Origin of the sequence: Pantoea sp. GL120224-02 (assembly GCF_900215395.1) — a bacterium.
Taxonomy (GTDB): domain Bacteria; phylum Pseudomonadota; class Gammaproteobacteria; order Enterobacterales; family Enterobacteriaceae; genus Pantoea; species Pantoea communis.
In genome coordinates this window covers 23133-42644 of the sequence record NZ_OBEC01000009.1, presented here as the reverse complement: position 1 = coordinate 42644, position 19512 = coordinate 23133, and the positions used below count along the sequence as shown (strand labels likewise).

Below are 19512 nucleotides of genomic sequence, written 5' to 3'. Positions count from 1 at the left end.
GGACGACAAAGTTATCCACAAGTTCAATATTAGCAGTGAATATTTTACACACAGATGACGGCGGGAAAAATAGGAAGATTCCTCTGCTCCCAGATCGTCGGCAGCAGAGGAAGAGTATATCAAAAAACGTTGCTGTTGGTTACTGCGGCGTAAATCGGCGTAAATGTTGTACAGTGGCTAACCATGCGGCAACCCAGCCAATAATGGCGGCGATGAGCAGCAGTAGCAGCCCTTCGTCCCAGGAAAAACCTTCAAGAACAAAGGTGGTGCCAAACACCGTCGCCACCTGCGCTACGACTGATTGCAGACGCAGTACCAGCACTTCGGACAGCAGCAGTGAAAGCACTGCACCACTGAAACCTAACAGCGCGCCGCCATACAGGAACGGACGCAAGATAAAGCCGTCGGTGGCACCAATCAGCTTTTGCACGTTAATGGTATCGCGACGGGCAAAGATGCTCAGGCGCACGCTGTTACCAATCACCAGGAACACCGCCACCACCATCAGCAGACCAATCATCGAAGCAATTTGCCCTACCAGCCCGGTTAACGCCGCTAAACGGGCAAACCAGCTGTCATCCATGCGCACTTCATCCACACCCTGCACTTTCGACACGCGGTCGCGCAGGTTAGCCATAGTGTCTGAATTCTGGAAATTCAGTTTCGGCGTGATGATGGCCACGGCAGGCAGCGGGTTTTGCTCCAGCATGTCCATTGAACCGCCGAAACCAGACCAGTTGCGGAACTCATTCAGCGCTTCTTCACGGGTCAGATAGTTAACGTTATCCACGCCATCTAACTTTTTCAGCTCAGCAGCGACATTCTCAGCCGCCGTATCATCCAGCGCTTTATCCAGATACACCGTCAACTGCGGTGCCGGATACCACTGCGTCGCCGCCTGGCTGACGTTTTTCCACACCATATAGCAGACGCTCGGCAGCGTCAGCGAGATAGCAATCACCATCACGGTCAGCAGCGTGGCCAGCGGCTGACGCCACATATCCGAGAGCGTACCGCGCAGCGCATAGCGCCACTGCTCCTGCCAGCCGCCTTTCAGCGCCTTACTTTTTGAAGGCGCCTTCGCCGCCTTCGGCGCCGCTGGGCGCTTATTGCGTTTATTGACCATCATGGCCTCCGTGCAGGCGTCCCTGATTCAGCGTCATCAAGCGGTAATTGCGGCGGGCAATCAGCCCGGTGTCGTGCGTCGCCATTAAGACGGTCACACCAACACGATTGAACTCTTCAAACAGGCGCAGAATGTCTTCTGACAGGGCATCATCCAGATTACCGGTGGGTTCGTCCGCCAGCAGCACCGCAGGTTTGTTCACCACCGCGCGGGCAATGCCGACACGTTGCTGTTCACCACCAGAAAGCTGGATCGGATAACTCTTCGCTTTGTCGAGCAAGCCGACTTTATCCAGCGCTGCCGATACACGGCGACGAATATCTTCACCACTGGCGCCGGAAATGATCAGTGGAATCGCCACGTTGTCATAGACCGAACGATCCATCAGCAAGTGGTGATCCTGGAAAATCATCCCGATCTGACGTCGCAGGAAAGGCACTTCGCTGCGACGCAGACGTGAAATATCGTGGCCGCTAAACCAGATTTGCCCGGCGCTCGGGCGCTCAATGCCACAAATCAGCTTCAGCAAGGTACTTTTCCCTGCACCGGAGTGGCCGGTCAGGAATGCCATTTCGCCGGGGCGAAGATGGAAATCCACTCCCTGCAGCGCCTGACGTCCTCCCAGGTATGCTTTACTGACCTCTTCAAAGCGAATCATCCCAATCATTCCTCTCGGGCAAACAGTGCCTCAATAAAGTCTGCGGCCTTAAACGGCCGTAAATCCTCGATGCCTTCCCCGACACCGATATAACGAATCGGAATACCAAACTGATCGGCAACCGAGAAGATCACACCACCTTTGGCGGTGCCGTCGAGCTTGGTCAGCGTGATGCCGGTCAGTCCCACCGCTTCATGGAACAGTTTGGCCTGGCTAACGGCGTTTTGCCCGGTGCTGGCATCGAGGGTTAACATCACTTCATGTGGTGCATCCTCATCCAGCTTTTTCATCACGCGGGTGATTTTTTTCAGCTCTTCCATCAGATGGGCTTTGTTCTGCAGGCGACCAGCGGTATCTGCAATGAGTACATCGACGTTGCGTGACTTCGCGGCCTGAATGGCGTCGAAGATAACGGAAGCCGAGTCAGCACCCGTATGCTGAGCCACCACAGGAATGTTGTTACGCTGACCCCAGACCTGAAGCTGTTCCACTGCTGCTGCACGGAAGGTATCACCCGCCGCCAACATCACTGATTTTCCCTGAGCCTGATATTGACGCGCCAGCTTACCGATAGTGGTGGTTTTACCCACGCCGTTGACGCCTACCATCAGGATAACAAACGGCGTTTTGCCGCCCACATCCAGTGGCTGATCAACTTTTTCCAGAATGCCGGCCATTTCACTTTTCAGCAGGCCGTAAAGTGCTTCAGCATCACGCAACTGCTTGCGGTTAGCCTGCTGCGTCAGATTGGTGATGATGCGGCGCGTGGTCTCTACACCCACATCAGCAATCAGCAACTGCTCTTCCAGCTCTTCAAACAGGTCATCATCGATTTTTTTGCCGCGGAACAGGCTAACAAAACCGGAACCGAGGTTTTCTCGGGTTTTGACCAGGCTGCGCTTGAGGCGAGCAAAGAAGCCCTCTTTGGTCGGACGATCCTGCTCCTGCGTGATCAGCGGCGCTGCGGCCAGCGGTAAATCGCTGACAGTATCCTGCGCTTCGGCTTCAGCGTCTTCCGCATAGGTTTCGGCCAACGCCAAGGCTTCAAGTTCTTCGTCGCTTAACGCGTCGTCTTCCGATTCAACGGCTGCTTCTTCGATTTCCGGCTCATGCTGCGCAACGAGTGGCTCAACAGCCGCTTCCTCGATCTCTGGCTCATGCTGCCCAACCACTGGCTCAACGACCGCTTCTTCGATCTCTGGCTCATGCTGCGCAATCACTGGCTCAACGTCCGCTTCTTCGATTTCCGGCTCGTACTGCGCAACTACTGGCGCAACGGACGCTTCTTCGATCTCCGGCTCGTGCTGCGCAGCAGGCGCTTCAACAATCAGTTCTTCTGCCTGAGGCTCTTCTTCGACAGGTGCTACGTCCGGATGGATTTCCTCCTCCGGTAGCACTTCCTCTTCAATTGCCGTGATCGGCTTGGACACCACCGCTTCCGGCTGTGCCCGTTGTTCTTCGGCTACGTGCTCAGTGACGGCAACCGTCTCTTCCGCCTGCGCTTCGGCGCTTGCTAACGCGCTCTCTTCAGCGATCGGCTGTTGCGCCGCTTCGGCCGGTTGCTGCTCTTCCGCAGGCTGCTGCTTCTCTTCTTCTTTGCCAAAGCCTAGCCAGGAAAAAAAGCCACGTTTTTTCTCTTTTGCCATTGTGTAACCACACTCCTCGATGGCTTATTCCCGGTAGCACGCTGTTCCCAGGGGATAAAAAATTCAATTTTTTGTTCGCGAGCGGCGTAAAAATCAGGCAATTACGCGCGCCATATCAACTCAGTAGTCTAACACTTTCCAGCCAGCGCACCACAGCACCCTTTTTTACGTTTCTTCTGCCTGCCACGCCCGTTAAACTACGCAACAAATTATGACGAGTTGTGAGCAAAATGAGTAAATCCCCCCGCAGCAGCGGCGCTGCTGGCCAGATTCGTATCATTGGCGGACAGTGGCGCGGTCGCAAATTACCGGTGCCGGATAGCGCGGGTCTGCGCCCGACCACCGATCGCGTGCGTGAAACCCTGTTTAACTGGTTAGCGCCGGATATTCAGGAAGCGCGTTGTCTCGATTGCTTCGCCGGTAGCGGTGCGCTCGGCCTGGAAGCACTGTCACGCTATGCGGCGTCTGCTACGCTGCTTGAGATGGAACGTTCCGTTGCCCAGCAGCTGTCGCAGAATCTGCAAACCCTGCGTGCGACGCAAGGCAACGTCGTGCAGACCAATACGCTACAGTGGTTGAGCCAACCCGGAGAGCCGTTCGATGTGGTGTTTGTTGATCCACCATTCCGTAAAGGATTACTGCTGGAGACGCTAACGCTGCTGGAAAACAACGGCTGGCTGGCGGAGAACGCACTGATTTACGTCGAAAGCGAAGTGGAGCACGGCACGCCTGTGGCGCCCGCTAACTGGGACTTGTACCGCGAAAAAATTGCCGGTCAGGTGGCATATCGCCTTTATCAACGCCAACAGGAGACGCACGATGTGGCTTAATCTGGGACGATTACTGATGATTTGCGTCTGGGCATTTCTGCTGCTCAATCTGGTGCATCCTTTCCCGACACCGCTGCGCTACTTTGTGCATGTGGCGCTGTTCTTCATGGTGATCATGCACGGCTTGCAGCTGGTTCTGCTGCGCGCGACTCAGCCGAAAGAGGCGCCAAAACTCAGTGGCGTCACGCAAGCGAAGATTTTCTTTTTTGGTGTGTTTGAACTGCTGGCGTGGCAGAAAAAGCATTACCCGAAGATGTAAGGATACGGGCCGCTGCAGCGGCCCGTTTTATTGCGCAGGCGTGAAACTGACAAAGCGACTGCCCTGCATTTTCAACTCTCCCTTCGCGCCCTTATCGATATGATGATAGTCATCGGCGCTCACCACCACCTTAATATCACTCGCCCCATTGAGTGGATGAAACCAGGCTTCGTACTTCATATCTTCAGCCACAATCTCTTCACGCTGGCGCGAACGGCGATTGGGGGAAGGAAACTCACGTTTGGTTTTCACTTCTACGCTCAGTGAGCGAATCGGTGAAGCATCATTTACCGCGGTTTCACGGCGATGCTTAATAAACTGACGGGTCGCCAATACGGCAATAATCGCCAGAACGATGAAAAAGATTAGCGGTGGTTTGCTCATGATTTCTCTCGCACTTTGCGTTAATGTCGGAACAGTAAAAGACGACAAAGCATACAACCAGAGTTGACCGATTGTCACATTCGTCGCCGGTAACTTACACTGAGATCGCGATTTTGGGAAAATTCATGACTCTGAACAGCACGTTCAGAAAAGGGAGAAAACATGCTTTGGTCTTTCCTTGCCGTACTTTTTTCCGGTTGGCTGTACGTTGATGCTTCATACCGTGGCCCGCAGTGGCAACGCTGGCTGTTCAAACCTGTTACCTTGCTGTTGCTGGTCGCCTGGGCCTGGCAAGCGCCCACGCTCAATACCACCGATTACCTGATTCTGGCTGGCCTGATTGCCACTCTGGTCGGCGATGCACTGACGTTACTGCCTCGCCAGCAAATGCTCTATGCGCTGGGTGCATTCTTCCTGTCACATCTGCTCTACACCATCAGCTTTGCTGCCCACATGACCATGAGTTTCTTCTGGCCGATTCCGGTCACGCTGCTGGTGATTGGGGTGGTGGTGATTGGCATTATCTGGTCGAAGCTGGAGGATTTGCGCTGGCCGATCTGTACCCTAATTGGGATGACGCTGGTGATGAACTGGATGGCGGCAGAGAATTACTTCTTCCGCCCGACGGATTACAGCTTCTCACTATTGGTTGGCGCCGGACTGCTGCTATTAGGCAACATTATCTGGTTTATCACCCATTATCGCCGCCGTTTCAGTGCCGATAGCGCCATTGTTGCCGCTTGCTATTTCGCCGGCCACTTTATGATTGTGCGTTCGCTGTGGCTGTATTGAAGAAAAGATGACCTTTTGCTTGACTCTGGAGTTTACTCCAGAGTGTAGCATTCGGAATGCGGGCAGTGGCCCGCATTGATACCGGAGGCTCTATGCACGCCCATTCTCATTCATGCCGTTGTGGAAAATCCCACAGCAAAACCCAGCCGCTGTGCGCCATTCGCAGTGTTTCACCTACGACGCTGAAAATCTCAGCCGCCCTCCCCGCCACACCAGAAAGTGGTTGCGGTTGCTGTGACAACGACAGCGGCAGTCCCGGCGGCGAAAGCGACGCCGAAAGCGACAGGCCCTCATCCACATCTCATCAATTCCGCTGGCAGATTGCCGGAATGGATTGCCCCAGCTGCGCGCGAAAAATTGAAAGTGCTGTACAACAGCTGGCGCAGGTGCGCACCGCTCGCGTGATTTTTGCCAGTGAAAAACTGGTGGTGGATGCCGACCAGGATATTCGCCCGGCCATCGAACAGGCCGTCAAAAATGTCGGTTTTACCCTGACCTCAAACGATCCGCAATCTCAGCCCGCACCGCAACGCCGCTGGCAGGAAAATGCCGGTTTGCTGTTACTGGCGCTGCTGATGCTTGCCAGTTGGCTGCTGAGCCAGGTTTCTCCGGTATGGGGCGATCGCCTGTTTGTGATGACCACGCTGATCGGCCTGGCTCCGATTGCATTCAGCGCGTGGAAACTGCTGCGAGGCGGTTCACCCTTCAGTATCGAAACCCTGATGACCCTTGCCGCCACCGGTGCGTTGGTGATTGGCGCACATGCTGAAGCCGCGATGGTGCTGTTGCTGTTCCAGCTGGGTGAAAGGCTGGAGTCATTTGCAGCTTCTCGCGCACGACGCGGTGTGACGGCGTTAATGGCACTGCGCCCCGATACTGCTACGCGTTTGAAAGGCACGCAGCGCGAGCAGGTGGCGCTGGCTGACTTGCATCCTGGCGATACGATTGAAGTCGCGGCTGGCGGTCGTTTGCCGGCCGATGGCGAGCTGCTAAACCAGAGCGCCAGTTTTGATGAAAGTGCGCTGACGGGCGAGTCCGTGCCGGTTGCCCGTCAGCCGGGCGAAACGGTGATGGCGGGCGCCACTAGCGTGGATCGCCTGGTCACGCTGAAAGTCATCTCCGAACCTGGCCAGAGCGCGATTGATCGCATCCTGCAGCTCATCGAAGAAGCTGAAAGCCACCGTGCACCGGTTGAGCGCTTTATCGATCGCTTCAGCCGCATTTATACGCCTGCCATTATGCTGCTGGCGCTGTTAGTGATGGTGCTGCCGCCACTGTTAGCGGGGGCAGCGTGGTTGCCGTGGATTTATAAAGGCCTGACGCTGCTGTTAATTGGTTGCCCTTGTGCGCTGGTGATATCAACACCCGCCGCGATCACCTCTGGCTTAGCGGCGGCCGCGCGACAGGGCGCCCTGATCAAAGGTGGCGCCGCGCTGGAACGTCTCAGCCGCATCCAGACCATCGCATTCGATAAAACCGGTACCCTCACACTGGGTAAACCGCAGGTGACCGAGGTCGAATCTTTCAGTGCGATGGAAGCAAATGCACTGCTGAGCATTGCGGCGGCAGTGGAGCAAGGTTCCAGCCATCCATTGGCGATCGCCATCGTGCGTGAGGCCGAAAAGCGCCAGCTCAGGCTACCGCGCGCCCGGCAGCAGCAAACGCTGGCTGGCAGCGGCATCCGTGCGCAGATTGATGGCGTGACCTATCAGCTGCTGGCTCCACGCGATGCCACCACGCTCACGACCGATCAGCAGCAGGCGATCGCGCAACGGGAAGCTCAAGGTAAAACCGTGGTGGTGCTGTTACAGGATGAGACCGTCATCGGCACCCTGGCGTTGCAGGATCAGCTACGCGAGGAAGCCGTCACGGCGCTGGCACAGTTGCAAGCGCTGGGCATTAATAGCCTGATGTTGACCGGTGATAACCCGCGTGCGGCGGCGTCGATGGCGACGCAACTCAACATCGATTATCGCGCCGGCTTGTTGCCTGCCGATAAAGTGGAGATGGTGCGCAAACTGGAGGAGCAGCAGCCGCTGGCCATGGTAGGCGATGGCATTAACGACGCCCCGGCGATGAAAGCGGCCACGATTGGCATTGCCATGGGCAGCGGCACCGATGTCGCGCTGGAAGCCGCCGACGCCGCGCTGACACAAAACCGTCTGGCAATTCTGCCACGCACTATCGCACTGGCCCGTCGCACGCGCGCCATCATCCGTCAAAACATCGCGATAGCGCTGGGGCTGAAAGGCATTTTCCTGATCACCACACTGCTCGGTTTCACCGGTCTGTGGCTGGCAGTGCTGGCAGATTCAGGTGCGACAGCGCTGGTCACAGCCAACGCTTTGCGATTGCTGCGACAGCGTTAAGCCGTGCCCTTCTGAATCAGATACTGGTACGGCAGCGTTTCCGTCTGCTGTGCCAGCAACTGATGTTCCATAAAGCGGCAAAAACCGGGAATATCACGCGTGGTGGCCGGATCATCGGCAATGATCAGTAAGGTTTCGCCCGCCTGCATGGTGCGCACGGTTTTGCGCACCATCATTACGGGCTCAGGGCAGCGCAGGCCAAGGGCATCAAGCTTGTGGTCCGGCGCAGAAAAGGGATCGCTCATGATTCTCTGTCTTCATTCAAGATGGGCGCTCATTCTAGCGCGCTAAATGGAGAGCGCAAGGCGATAACGATTGCGTTAAAATTAACCATTGCATTATTTGCGCAACGCGCTAAGATGCCGCCGTTTTTTTACCAAATTGCTTAATCCTCGAAATAATTCGCGTTTTAGCAAGGCGGCAAGTGCGTGTATCCCCAGGAGCTTACATAAGTAAGTGGCTGGGGTACGCGAACTTAGCCAACGAAGCGACAACGCGAAGTATGAAGAGGATTGTTGGGTTCCCTCACCCCATTACTCAAAAAGGTCTCACATGATTGATTTCTCTGCACGTCAGCGCATGCATGCGCTGTTTTGGCTTTCCCTATTCCATCTGCTGGTGATCACGTCCAGTAACTATCTGGTCCAGCTGCCGGTTTCCATCTTCGGCTTCCACACCACCTGGGGTGCCTTTAGCTTTCCATTTATCTTCCTCGCTACCGATCTCACCGTGCGCATCTTTGGCGCGCCGTTAGCCCGTCGTATTATTTTGGCGGTGATGATCCCGGCGCTGTTTATCTCTTACGTGGTGTCCTGTGTGTTTTACCAGGGCGAATGGCAAGGATGGGCATCGCTGGAACAGGTGAATCTGTTTGTCGCACGTATCGCCAGTGCCAGCTTTATGGCCTATGCGCTCGGTCAGATTCTGGATGTCCACGTTTTTAACCGTTTGCGTCGTTTACCGCAGTGGTGGATCGCCCCTGCTGCAGCCATGTTCCTCGGCAATATCAGCGATACGCTGGCCTTCTTTTTCATCGCCTTCTACAAGAGCCCGGACCCGTTCATGGCCGCGCATTGGGTGGAGATCGCACTGGTGGATTACAGCTTCAAAGTGCTGATCTGCATGATTTTCTTCCTGCCTGCTTACGGTGTGTTGCTGAACAGCCTGCTAAAACGTCTGGCAGAGCGCTCGACACAGCGTCAGATCAATTTCGGCTAATTGCACATAGACGAAACGCCGCAGCGCGCTAAGATTTCCTGACAAACCGGCGGTTGCTTTTGACCGCCGATTCCGTTTTTATACCGGGTAGAAAACACCTGACTGGAATCATCAAAGGGAAAAGAATGCGTAACTTAGTGAAATATGCGGGTATTGGTTTGTTGGTGTTAGGCCTTGCGGCCTGTGATCAGAAGAAAGAAGATGCGGCGGCAGGCAGCAACGGTGCCAGCGCCAGCCAGTCAGCCCAGACGGTGAACCTGATGGACGGCAAGCTGAGCTTCAGTCTGCCGGCGGGCATGTCTGATAAAAGCGGTAAACTCGGTTCTGAATCTACCAATATGCATGTGTACGCCGATGAAACCGGCCAGCGCGCAATTATTGTGATTGCGGGCGATCCGACCAACGAAGCGCTGGATGCCTTGTCACAGCGTCTGGAACAGCAGCAGCGCGGTCGCGATCCGCAGTTGCAGGTCGTTTCTAACAAAGCGGTGACGCTGAAAGATCAGCCCGCTCAGCAGTTGGATACCGTGATTTCGGCCAACAACCAAACCTCATGGTCTTCCGTGATTCTGGCAAAAGTGGATGGCAAACTGCTGACACTGCAGATCACTCTTCCAGCCGACAATCAGCAGCAGGCGCAGAGCGATGCTGATGCGATCGTGAAAAGCATCACTCTCAAGTAATGCTTTATAGGTGCGTATAAAAGCGCACCCTTCGAAAATCTCATCCATTGCGTTCAGGGTCGCCTTTAATGGCGACCCATTTCATACCTTACAATCTCACCGGCGAAATATGCCAAATCTCGTCCGCGTACTCCTGGATCGTCCTGTCTGCTGAGAAGTAGCCCATGTTGGCGATATTCAATGCCGCACGGCGCTGCCACTCATCCGGCTGACGATAAAGCTTGTCCACCTTATCCTGCGCATCCACATAGCTGCGATAATCGGCCAGCAGTTGATAGTGATCGCCGAAGTTCACCAGCGCATCAAACAGATTGCGATAGCGACCTGGCTCTCCCGGGCTGAATGCACCACTGGCAATTTGCGTTAGCGCCTGGTGCAGCTCGGCATCTTCCTCATAATATTTACGCGGGTTGTAGCCATCCTTGCGCAGCTGCTCGACCTGCGGCGTGGTGTTGCCGAAGATAAAGATATTTTCCGCACCCACATGCTCGCGCATCTCGACGTTCGCACCATCCAGCGTACCGATGGTCAACGCGCCATTGAGGGCAAACTTCATGTTACTGGTGCCGGACGCCTCGGTGCCTGCCGTAGAGATCTGCTCGGACAGATCCGCCGCCGGAATAATGATCTGCGCCAGGCTCACGCTGTAGTTAGGAATAAACACCACCTTCAGCTTGTTCTTCACCTGCGGATCGTTGTTGATCACGTTGGCAACATCGTTGATCAGATGGATGATGTGCTTCGCCACGTAATAGGCCGACGCCGCTTTACCGGCGAAGATATTCACGCGCGGCACCCAATCCGCGGTGGGATCGGCTTTGATGCGGTTATAACGGGTGATGACGTGCAGCACGTTAAGCAGCTGACGCTTATATTCATGGATACGTTTGATCTGCACATCGAACAGCGCATGCGGATCCAGCACAATATCCATGTTTTTCGCCACCCAATCCGCCAGACGTTTTTTGTTGGCGAATTTGGCGTCGGAAACTTGCTCGATAAAGGCCGGATAATCGATGTGTGGCGTCAGATCGCTCAGCTGACTGAGGTCGGTTCGCCAGGTGCGACCAATCGTCTCATCCAGCACATCAGAAAGCGCCGGGTTGGCCAGCGCCAGCCAGCGACGCGGCGTCACGCCGTTGGTTTTATTACAGAAACGCCCCGGGAACAGGCGCGCGAAATCAGCAAACAGCGACTGCACCATCAGATTGGAGTGCAGCTCTGAAACGCCATTCACCTTGTGGCTGACCACCACCGCCAGCCACGCCATGCGCACCTTGCGGCCGTTGTTTTCGTCGATGATCGAGATGCGTGACATCAAATCCCAATCATCCGGATAGTATTCCTGGATGGTTTTCAGGAAGTAATCGTTGATTTCGAAAACAATGCTGAGGTGGCGCGGCAGAATCTTGCCGAACATATCCACCGGCCAGGTTTCCAGCGCTTCACTCATCAATGTGTGGTTGGTGTACGAGAACACCTGGCAAGTGACCTCAAAAGCGTCATCCCAGCTGAACTTGTGATCGTCGATCAACAAGCGCATCAATTCAGGGATGGCTAAAACCGGGTGGGTGTCATTGAGATGGATAGCAATTTTATCCGCCAGGTTGTCCCAGGTTTCATGCATTTGCCAGTGGCGATTCAAAATATCCTGCACCGTGGCGGAGACGAGGAAATACTCCTGACGCAAACGCAGTTCACGGCCTGAATCGGTGGAGTCATCCGGATAGAGCACGCGCGATACGTTCTCTGAATGGTTTTTATCTTCCACCGCCGCAAAGTAATCCCCCTGGTTAAACTTGCCGAGGTTGATCTCATTGCTGGCCTGCGCGCTCCACAAGCGCAGCGTGTTGGTGGCATCGGTGTCGAAACCCGGAATGATTTGATCGTAAGCCGCCGCGATAATCTCTTCGGTTTCCAGCCAACGAACGCGCGCACCTTCATGCTGCAGACGGCCACCGAAACGCACTTTGTAGCGCGTGTTAAAGCGCTGGAACTCCCACGGATTGCCGTATTCCAGCCAGTAATCCGGCGATTCACGCTGCTGACCGTCGACAATATTCTGCTTGAACATGCCGTAATCGTAGCGAATGCCGTAACCGCGTCCCGGCAAACCGAGGGTGGCGAGCGAGTCAAGGAAACACGCCGCTAAACGACCCAGGCCGCCATTGCCGAGCCCCGGATCGTTCTCTTCGTCCATCAGTTCGCTAAGGTCTAGCCCCATCTCCTCCAGCGCCTGATTGAGATCATCGTAGATACCCATCGCCAGCAATGCATTGCCCAGCGTGCGTCCCATCAGGAACTCCATCGACAGGTAGTAAACCTGACGCACATCCTGCGACAGCTGCGCACGGCTGGAGCGCAACCAACGTTCTACCATGCGATCGCGCACCGCCAGCAAGGCGGCGTTAAGCCACTCATGGTGATTGGCGATCGACGGGTCTTTACCAATAGTAAACATCAGTTTATAGGCGATTGAGTGCTTCAGTGCGTCAACCGTAAGCGTGGGTGAGGCATAGGTGAAAGGTGCATTCATATCCAGTATCCCAATCTCTGATTACAGCAAACGTTGATAAAGATCGCGGTAGGCTTGTGCGGCCACCTGCCAACTAAAATCCATCCCCATCGCCTGCCGCTGAACGTAGCGCCAGAGAGAAGGACGGGACCAGAGGACAAAAGCACGTCGAATCGCCCGCAGCAGCGACCAGGCGTTACTGTCTTCAAAACTGAAACCGCTTGCGACCCCGTCAGCGAGGTTCTCCAGCGAACTGTCCTGCACGGTATCTGCCAGCCCGCCGGTGCGGCGCACTAACGGCAATGTGCCATATTTCAAACCGTACAACTGAGTTAAGCCGCACGGTTCAAAACGGCTCGGCACCATAATCACATCGGCGCCACCGACAATGCGGTGTGAGAAGGCTTCGTGATAACCGATCTGTACGCCGACGCTGCCTGGATGTTCCGCCGCCGCAGCGAGGAAACCTTGTTGTAACTCTGCATCGCCCTGGCCCAACAGCACCAGCTGCCCGCCTTGCGCCAATAGCCCCGGTAACGCTTCCAGCACCAGATCCAGCCCTTTCTGTTTGGTCAAACGGCTGATGACACAAAATACCGGCACTTTGTCATCCACCTTCAGGCCCATGGCGATCTGTAGTTGGCGCTTGTTCTCCGCTTTGCTCTCCAGCGTTTCCCGGTCGTAACGCGCCGTCAGCAGCAGGTCGTGCGCCGGGTCCCAAATACCCGGGTCAACGCCATTCAGGATGCCACTCAGCCGCCCCTCTTTCAGACGCTGCTCTAGCAGCGCTTCCATGCCATAACCGAATTCTGGCCGGGTGATTTCCAGAGCATACGTCGGGCTGACTGCGGTTATATGATCGGCATAAAATAATCCCGCCTTGAGGTACGAAATTTGTCCGTAGAACTCCAGGCCATGCATGGTGAAGAAACTGCGCGGGATCTGGATCTCATCAAGATGACGCGAATTGAACAGCCCCTGATACGCGAGGTTGTGCACGGTAAACACCGTTTTTGCCGGGTGTCCACGGGCCGCGATGTAAGCACAGGTTAACCCCGCGTGCCAGTCATGCGCGTGCACCACATCGGGTTGCCAGTAGGTATCCAACCCGCTGGCCAGCTCGGCACCCATCCAGCCCAGCAGCGCAAAACGCAGATAGTTATCCACGTAGGCAAACTGCGATGTGTCGTGATAAGGGCTGCCGGGACGCTCATACAATCCCGGCGCATCAATTAAATAAATGCCAACGCCATTGAATTGTCCAAATAATAAACGGACCGGGCCAGCAAAAGTATGCAATTCCGCAACGATCTCGGTGTCAGGAATCCCTTTACGCAAATCCGGATACGCGGGAAGCAATACCCGCGCATCCGTACCACCCGCAATCTGAGCCTGAGGCAATGCGCCGACGACATCAGCCAACCCGCCGGTTTTCAGCAGCGGGAAAAGTTCTGAACAGACATGTAAAACCTGCATCCTGGACCCCTATTGTGTTATCGCGCGCGTTCCCCGCGGCGATTATGTGCTTGCTCGTTGCATTCGTGGTCAGCCAGCCAATTTGGCCAGCATGGCGCGCGTCACCAAAACGATGCCTTCTTCTGAACGGTAAAAACGGCGGCTGTCTTCATCAGGGTTTTCACCAATCACCATGCCTTCCGGAATCACGCAGGCGCGATCAATCACGCAACGGCGTAGACGACAGGAACGATTGATCACCACATCCGGTAACAGCACCGATGAATCGATATTGCAAAACGAGTTAATGCGCACGCGTGGGAACAACACCGAATTCACCACCACGGAACCGGAGATAATGCAGCCGCCGGAAACCAGTGAATTCATCGTCATGCCATGGCTGCCCGAGCGATCCTGCACAAATTTGGCGGGCGGCAAGGGTTCCATATGCGTACGGATTGGCCAGTCGTGGTCGTACATATCCAGTTCCGGCGTGACCGAGGCCAGATCGAGATTAGCGCGCCAGTAAGCTTCCAGCGTTCCGACGTCACGCCAGTAAGGCTCGGCGTTTTCATCGTTCTGTACGCACGACAACGTAAAGGAGTGCGCGTAGGCTTCACCGCTGGCGACAATTTTTGGCAGCAAATCCTTGCCGAAATCGTGGCTCGATTCAGGGATTAGCAAATCCTCTTCCAATAGCTGGTAGAGGTAATCAGCGTTGAACACGTAGATCCCCATACTGGCTAACGCTTTGGTGTCATCGCCCGGCATTGACGGTGGCTTCGGCGGTTTTTCCACAAAATCCACCACGTTGTTGTCCGCATCCACCGCCATCACACCAAACGCCGTGGCTTCGTCGAGCGGCACCGGTAAGCAGGCGATGGTGCACTTCGCGCCACGTTCAGCGTGATCGAGCAACATGCGCGAGTAATCCATTTTGTAGATATGATCCCCGGCGAGAATCACGATGTATTGCGCTCGATAGCGGCGAATGATGTCGAGGTTCTGCGAAACTGCATCGGCGGTACCGCGATACCAATGCTCGGTGGATGCACGCTGCTGCGCCGGCAGCAAATCGACAAATTCATTCATCTCTTCGTTGAATAACGACCAGCCACGCTGGATGTGCTGCGTTAACGTATGCGACTGATATTGGGTGATCACGCCGATGCGCCGAATACCCGAATTGATACAATTCGACAGCGCAAAGTCGATGATGCGGAACTTGCCGCCGAAATGAACGGCAGGTTTGGCACGTTTCGCGGTGAGATCTTTCAGACGCGTACCGCGCCCGCCAGCAAGGATCAACGCCACCGTTTGTGTAGGGAGCTGGCGCGCCAGCATCAGTGGATCTGTTCTATCTAACTTAACCATGTCTGACTCCTTATGATTGCTTTAGGAACACACACACGCCGTGTGCGGGCCCGTGCCAGACAGTTGTCAGGATGGGGTTATCTTCCCCGGCGAAAGGAGGAATGGCACGCCACTCTCCGTCTGGTAAGGCAAGGTCACTCACCGATTCCGTGGCGTTGATTGTTATTAACCAGCGGCTGGAGAGCAGGATCTGCATTCTGTGCGCCCCCTGTTCCCACTCCTCATTTCCCAGTGGTTTGCCGCTGGCATTGAACCACTGCACATTGCCATCGCCCTCCTGCCACCAGCGATCCGCTGTCAGTGCAGGAATGCGCTGACGCAGCCGGATTAACGCGGCAGTGAAGTCGACCAGTCCAAAATCATCCTGATGCCAGTGCAACCAGGTGAGTGGGTTGTCCTGACAGTACGCGTTATTGTTACCGTGCTGGCTGTGACCGCGTTCGTCCCCGGCCAGCAGCATCGGTGTACCTTGCGCCAACAGCAGCGTGGTCAGCAGAGCATGCACGCTACGCCGACGACGTTCGACAATATCGAAATTGACCTGTAGCCCCTCTTTGCCATGGTTGTGGCTGAAGTTGCTGCTACTGCCGTCACGATTGTCTTCGCCGTTGGCCTGATTGTGTTTATTGTTGAAGCTCACCACGTCGCGCAGCGTAAAACCGTCATGCGCGGTGATCAGATTGATACTGGCGTGCGGCAAGCGTCCCTCTCGCTGGAACACATCGCTGGAGGCGGCAAACCGCCGGGCAAATTCGCCATTATTGAGCTGGCCGTGCAGCCAGTAACGGCGCGCGGCATCGCGGAAATGGTCATTCCATTCCGCGAATCCTTCGGGAAAATTGCCCACCTGATAGCCGCCGGGGCCGATATCCCACGGTTCAGCAATCAATTTGACCTGTGACAGCACCGGACAGGCTTTAATGGCGATGAACAGCGGCGCATCCTGCCGATAGTCCGGCGTACGACCCAGCACGCTGGCGAGGTCAAAACGGAAGCCATCGATATGGCAGTCCCGCACCCAATAGCGCAGCGCTTCTAATGCCCATTCCATCACCTGCGGATCGCTGAGATTGAGCGTATTGCCGCAGCCGGTCCAGTTTTGATATTCACCCTGCGCGTCGAGCCAGTAATAGCTGGCGTTATCCACGCCGCGCAGTGAAATGTTGGGGCCAATCTCTTCCAACTCGGCAGTGTGGTTGAACACCACATCAAGGATCACTTCGATACCCGCCGCATGCAGCGCTTTCACCGCCTGCTGAAACTCCTGCAAGGGCGTTAAACCCTGCTCGCCGGAGGCATAGCGCGGATCCACCGCCCACAGCGCGAACGGGTTGTAACCCCAGTAATTGCTCAGCCCGAGTCGTAGCAGACGCGGCTCGCTGGCGAAGTGCGCTATCGGCAGCAGTTCCAGCGCGGTGATGCCGAGATGGCGTAAGTACTTCACCATAGCAGGATGGCCCAGTGCCGCATAAGTCCCGCGCAGCCTTTCCGGAATTTCCGGATGTTGCCGGGTTAAGCCACGCACGTGCGCCTCATACACCACCGTCTTGCCCCACGGCGTACGCAGTGGTTTCTCATCATCCCAGTCAAAATCTTCAGCGATCACCAGTGATTTGGGCGCAATGGCGGCGTTATCCTGCTCATCCGGCTGCTGCTCACCACCGCTAAAACGCGGATCGTCGGGAATATCCCCCACCACCGCTTTCGCGCAGGGATCCACCAGCAATTTGGCGGGGTTAAAACGATGACCTTGCTGTGGTGCCCACGGACCGTGGACGCGATAGCCGTAACGCTGGCCGGGCTTTAATGCCGAAAAATAGCCGTGCCAGATATCCCCACTGCGCGCGGGTAGCGTAAAGCGACGCTCAACGCCGTGCGCGTCAAACAGGCACAGCTCCACCTGCTCGGCATGGCGGGAAAACAGCGTGAAGTTAACGCCGCGCCCATCGTAATGGGCGCCCAACGGCGTTGGCTGCCCGGGCTCCAGCATCAGTCGCCCTCCCGCACCAGCCAAATCGTGGCCAGCGGCGGCAAGGTCAGGCTCAGGGATTGCGCCCGACCGTGGCTCTCAATGTTATCGGTATGCACGATGCCGTGATTGCGGATATTACTGCCGTGATAATCCTGCTGATCGGTGTTCAGCACCTCACGCCAGCCGCCTTGTTGATTGACGCCAAAGCGGTAGTCGTGGCGCGCCACCGGCGTGAAGTTACTGGCAACGATGATTTCATTGCCGTCACGATCGCGGCGCACAAACACAAATACCGAGTTTTCATGATCGTCGACCACCAGCCATTCAAAGCCCTGCGCATCGAAATCAAGTTGATGTAATGCCGTGAAGTGTTTGTAGCTGTGGTTGAGATCGCGCACCAGACGCTGTACGCCGTTGTGCCAGTTGTCTTCGCCCTCCAGCAGATGCCAGTCGAGGCTCGAATCGTGGTTCCACTCACGCCCTTGCGCAAACTCGTTGCCCATAAACTGCAGCTTTTTACCGGGGAAGCCCCACATCCAGCCGTAATAGGCACGCAGGTTGGCAAACTTTTGCCACGCATCGCCGGGCATGCGATCAAGAATCGAGCGTTTACCGTGCACCACTTCATCGTGCGACAGCGGCAGCACGAAGTTTTCGGTGTAGTTATAAAGCATGCCAAACGTCATCAGGTTGTGATGATAGCGACGGTGCACCGGATCGAGTTTCATGTAGTCGAGCGTGTCGTGCATCCAGCCGAGGTTCCATTTGAACCAGAAGCCGAGGCCGCCATCTTCAGAAGGGCGTGTCACACCCGGATAGTCGGTGGACTCTTCTGCCACGCTGATGGTGCCCGGTGCCGCACGGCCCAGTGTGCGGTTGGTGTGGCGCAGGAAGGAAATCGCTTCAAGATTTTCACGCCCGCCAAAGTGGTTAGGGATCCATTCGCCCTCTTTGCGGCTGTAATCGCGGTAGATCATCGATGCCACGGCATCCACACGCAGGCCATCAATGCCAAAGCGCTCCATCCAATACAGCGCGTTGCCGGAGAGATAGTTACTGACTTCGCGGCGTCCAAAGTTGTAGATCAGTGTGTTCCAGTCCTGATGGTAGCCTTCACGCGGATCGCTGTGCTCATACAGTTCGGTGCCATCAAATTTCGCCAATCCGAAATCGTCACTGGGAAAGTGACCCGGCACCCAATCAAGCAACACATTAAGGCCGGCATCGTGCGCTGCGGCGATAAAGTGGCGGAACTCATCGCGGGTACCAAAGCGGCGCGTGGGTGCATACATGCCAAGAGGCTGATAGCCCCAGCTGCCATCAAACGGATGTTCGTTGATCGGCAGCAGTTCAATGTGGGTGAAGCCCATCTCTTTGACGTAAGGCACCAGCTGTTCGGCCAGCTCTTTGTAGCTCAGCCAGAAGTTGTTGTCGGTGTGGCGGCGCCAGGATCCCAGATGCACTTCGTAAATCGAGATCGGTTGATCAAAAGCATTGGCGGCTTTGCGCTGCGGCTGCATCTCCACCTTCGGCGGTAAACCGCAGATCATTGAGGCGGTTTGCGGGCGCATCTGTGCTTCAAAGGCAAACGGGTCGGCTTTGATGCGCATCTGCCCTGACGCATCAATAATTTCATATTTGTACAGCTGGCCATTCACCGCGCCCGGCACAAACAGCTCCCAGATACCCAGCTCACGGCGGAAGCGCATCGGGTGACGACGACCGTCCCAGAAATTGAATTCGCCTACCACAGAGACGCGACGTGCGTTCGGTGCCCACACCGAGAAACGGGTGCCGCTGACGCCATCGATGGTGGCGTTATGTGCACCTAACGTTTCATACGGGCGCAGATGCGTGCCTTCGCCGAGCAGCCAGGCATCCATTTCGGCCAGTAGAGGACCGAAGCGATAGGCATCATCGATCAGGTTTTGCTGGCCGTGCCAGGTGACCGCCAGCTGATAGCGAAACAGGTTTTTACGGCGTGGGATCACACCGCAGAAGAAGCCGCGTGAATCGAGGCATTTAAGCTGCGCGCATTTGCGTCCGGTGTTGGTTTCAATCACCCAGACTTCGGAGGCATCGGGCAGCAGCGCGCGCACTTCAAGGCCTTCGACAGTTTGGTGCATCCCCAAAAAAGAGAAGGGATCGGCATAATTCCCGGCAAAAAGGGCATTGATCGCCTGGCGATCGGGAAGCTCTGACATGACTTTCTTCCTATGATTTTGCGCAGG

16 protein-coding genes are annotated in these 19512 nt (G+C 55.8%); 6 read left to right on the top strand and 10 right to left on the bottom strand.

Annotated elements, in window-relative coordinates:
• Positions 1–139 precede the first annotated feature (139 nt).
• Genes ftsX through ftsY form a run of 3 tightly spaced genes read right to left on the bottom strand, consistent with a single transcriptional unit; the run spans position 140 to position 3430 of the window.
• On the bottom strand, positions 140–1126 hold the full coding sequence (ftsX, locus tag CRO33_RS16770) for a permease-like cell division protein FtsX (protein ID WP_058960044.1): 987 nt from the start codon (positions 1124–1126) through the stop codon (positions 140–142).
• The gene (gene ftsE, locus CRO33_RS16765; protein ID WP_034827061.1) at positions 1116–1784 is read right to left on the bottom strand and encodes a cell division ATP-binding protein FtsE; all 669 of its coding nucleotides are present in this window, start codon (positions 1782–1784) and stop codon (positions 1116–1118) included. Before ftsE ends, ftsX begins: the two co-directional genes overlap by 11 nt.
• A 5-nt stretch (positions 1785–1789) precedes the next feature.
• Positions 1790–3430 carry a signal recognition particle-docking protein FtsY gene (gene ftsY / locus CRO33_RS16760; RefSeq protein ID WP_097118922.1) on the bottom strand — a complete coding sequence of 547 codons (1641 nt, stop codon included), beginning with the start codon at positions 3428–3430 and terminating at the stop codon, positions 1790–1792.
• Positions 3431–3660: 230 nt separating this feature from the next.
• Between ftsY and rsmD the strand changes: the two genes are divergently transcribed.
• Both rsmD and CRO33_RS16750 read left to right on the top strand, forming a co-directional pair.
• Positions 3661–4260: a 16S rRNA (guanine(966)-N(2))-methyltransferase gene (gene rsmD, locus CRO33_RS16755; RefSeq protein WP_058960042.1), complete on the top strand. Its 600-nt coding sequence runs from the start codon at positions 3661–3663 to the stop codon at positions 4258–4260.
• Positions 4250–4519, top strand: coding sequence for a DUF1145 family protein (locus CRO33_RS16750; RefSeq protein WP_034827067.1), 270 nt, complete (start codon positions 4250–4252; stop codon positions 4517–4519). The genes rsmD and CRO33_RS16750 overlap by 11 nt, the downstream gene beginning before the upstream one ends.
• Positions 4520–4546: 27 nt before the next feature.
• Here the strand turns inward: CRO33_RS16750 and CRO33_RS16745 are convergent, their stop codons facing one another.
• On the bottom strand, positions 4547–4903 hold the full coding sequence (locus tag CRO33_RS16745) for a DUF2500 domain-containing protein (protein ID WP_097118921.1): 357 nt from the start codon (positions 4901–4903) through the stop codon (positions 4547–4549).
• A 162-nt stretch (positions 4904–5065) separates the two neighbouring features.
• Between CRO33_RS16745 and CRO33_RS16740 the strand changes: the two genes are divergently transcribed.
• Positions 5066–5695, top strand: a complete 630-nt coding sequence (locus tag CRO33_RS16740) for a lysoplasmalogenase (RefSeq protein WP_097118920.1) — start codon at positions 5066–5068, stop codon at positions 5693–5695.
• Positions 5696–5787: 92 nt separating this feature from the next.
• Positions 5788–8064, top strand: a complete 2277-nt coding sequence (locus CRO33_RS16735) for a zinc/cadmium/mercury/lead-transporting ATPase (RefSeq protein ID WP_097118919.1) — start codon at positions 5788–5790, stop codon at positions 8062–8064.
• On the opposite strand, the gene tusA is transcribed toward CRO33_RS16735, so the two are convergent.
• On the bottom strand, positions 8061–8309 hold the full coding sequence (gene tusA / locus CRO33_RS16730) for a sulfurtransferase TusA (protein WP_034827082.1): 249 nt from the start codon (positions 8307–8309) through the stop codon (positions 8061–8063). The genes CRO33_RS16735 and tusA overlap by 4 nt on opposite strands.
• Before the next feature lie 307 nt (positions 8310–8616).
• Between tusA and CRO33_RS16725 the strand changes: the two genes are divergently transcribed.
• Complete coding sequence (locus CRO33_RS16725; RefSeq protein WP_034827083.1) at positions 8617–9282, top strand: 7-cyano-7-deazaguanine/7-aminomethyl-7-deazaguanine transporter; 666 nt, start codon at positions 8617–8619, stop codon at positions 9280–9282.
• Positions 9283–9407: 125 nt separating this feature from the next.
• Positions 9408–9965 carry a DcrB family lipoprotein gene (locus CRO33_RS16720; protein ID WP_034827084.1) on the top strand — a complete coding sequence of 186 codons (558 nt, stop codon included), beginning with the start codon at positions 9408–9410 and terminating at the stop codon, positions 9963–9965.
• Between the two features lie 88 nt (positions 9966–10053).
• On the opposite strand, the gene glgP is transcribed toward CRO33_RS16720, so the two are convergent.
• From glgP to glgB, 5 genes are all read right to left on the bottom strand, one after another.
• Entirely contained in the window at positions 10054–12501 is a 2448-nt protein-coding gene (gene glgP / locus CRO33_RS16715) for a glycogen phosphorylase (protein ID WP_097118918.1), read from the bottom strand.
• Between the two features lie 21 nt (positions 12502–12522).
• A complete protein-coding gene (gene glgA, locus CRO33_RS16710; protein ID WP_097118917.1) occupies positions 12523–13956 on the bottom strand; it encodes a glycogen synthase GlgA in 1434 nt (477 codons plus the stop codon).
• 69 nt (positions 13957–14025) lie between these two features.
• Complete coding sequence (glgC, locus tag CRO33_RS16705) at positions 14026–15309, bottom strand: glucose-1-phosphate adenylyltransferase (RefSeq protein ID WP_097118916.1); 1284 nt, start codon at positions 15307–15309, stop codon at positions 14026–14028.
• A gap of 10 nt (positions 15310–15319) precedes the next feature.
• A complete protein-coding gene (glgX, locus tag CRO33_RS16700) occupies positions 15320–17299 on the bottom strand; it encodes a glycogen debranching protein GlgX (RefSeq protein WP_097118915.1) in 1980 nt (659 codons plus the stop codon).
• A complete protein-coding gene (gene glgB / locus CRO33_RS16695) occupies positions 17299–19485 on the bottom strand; it encodes a 1,4-alpha-glucan branching enzyme (protein ID WP_097118914.1) in 2187 nt (728 codons plus the stop codon). Before glgB ends, glgX begins: the two co-directional genes overlap by 1 nt.
• Between the last annotated feature and the right edge of the window lie 27 nt (positions 19486–19512).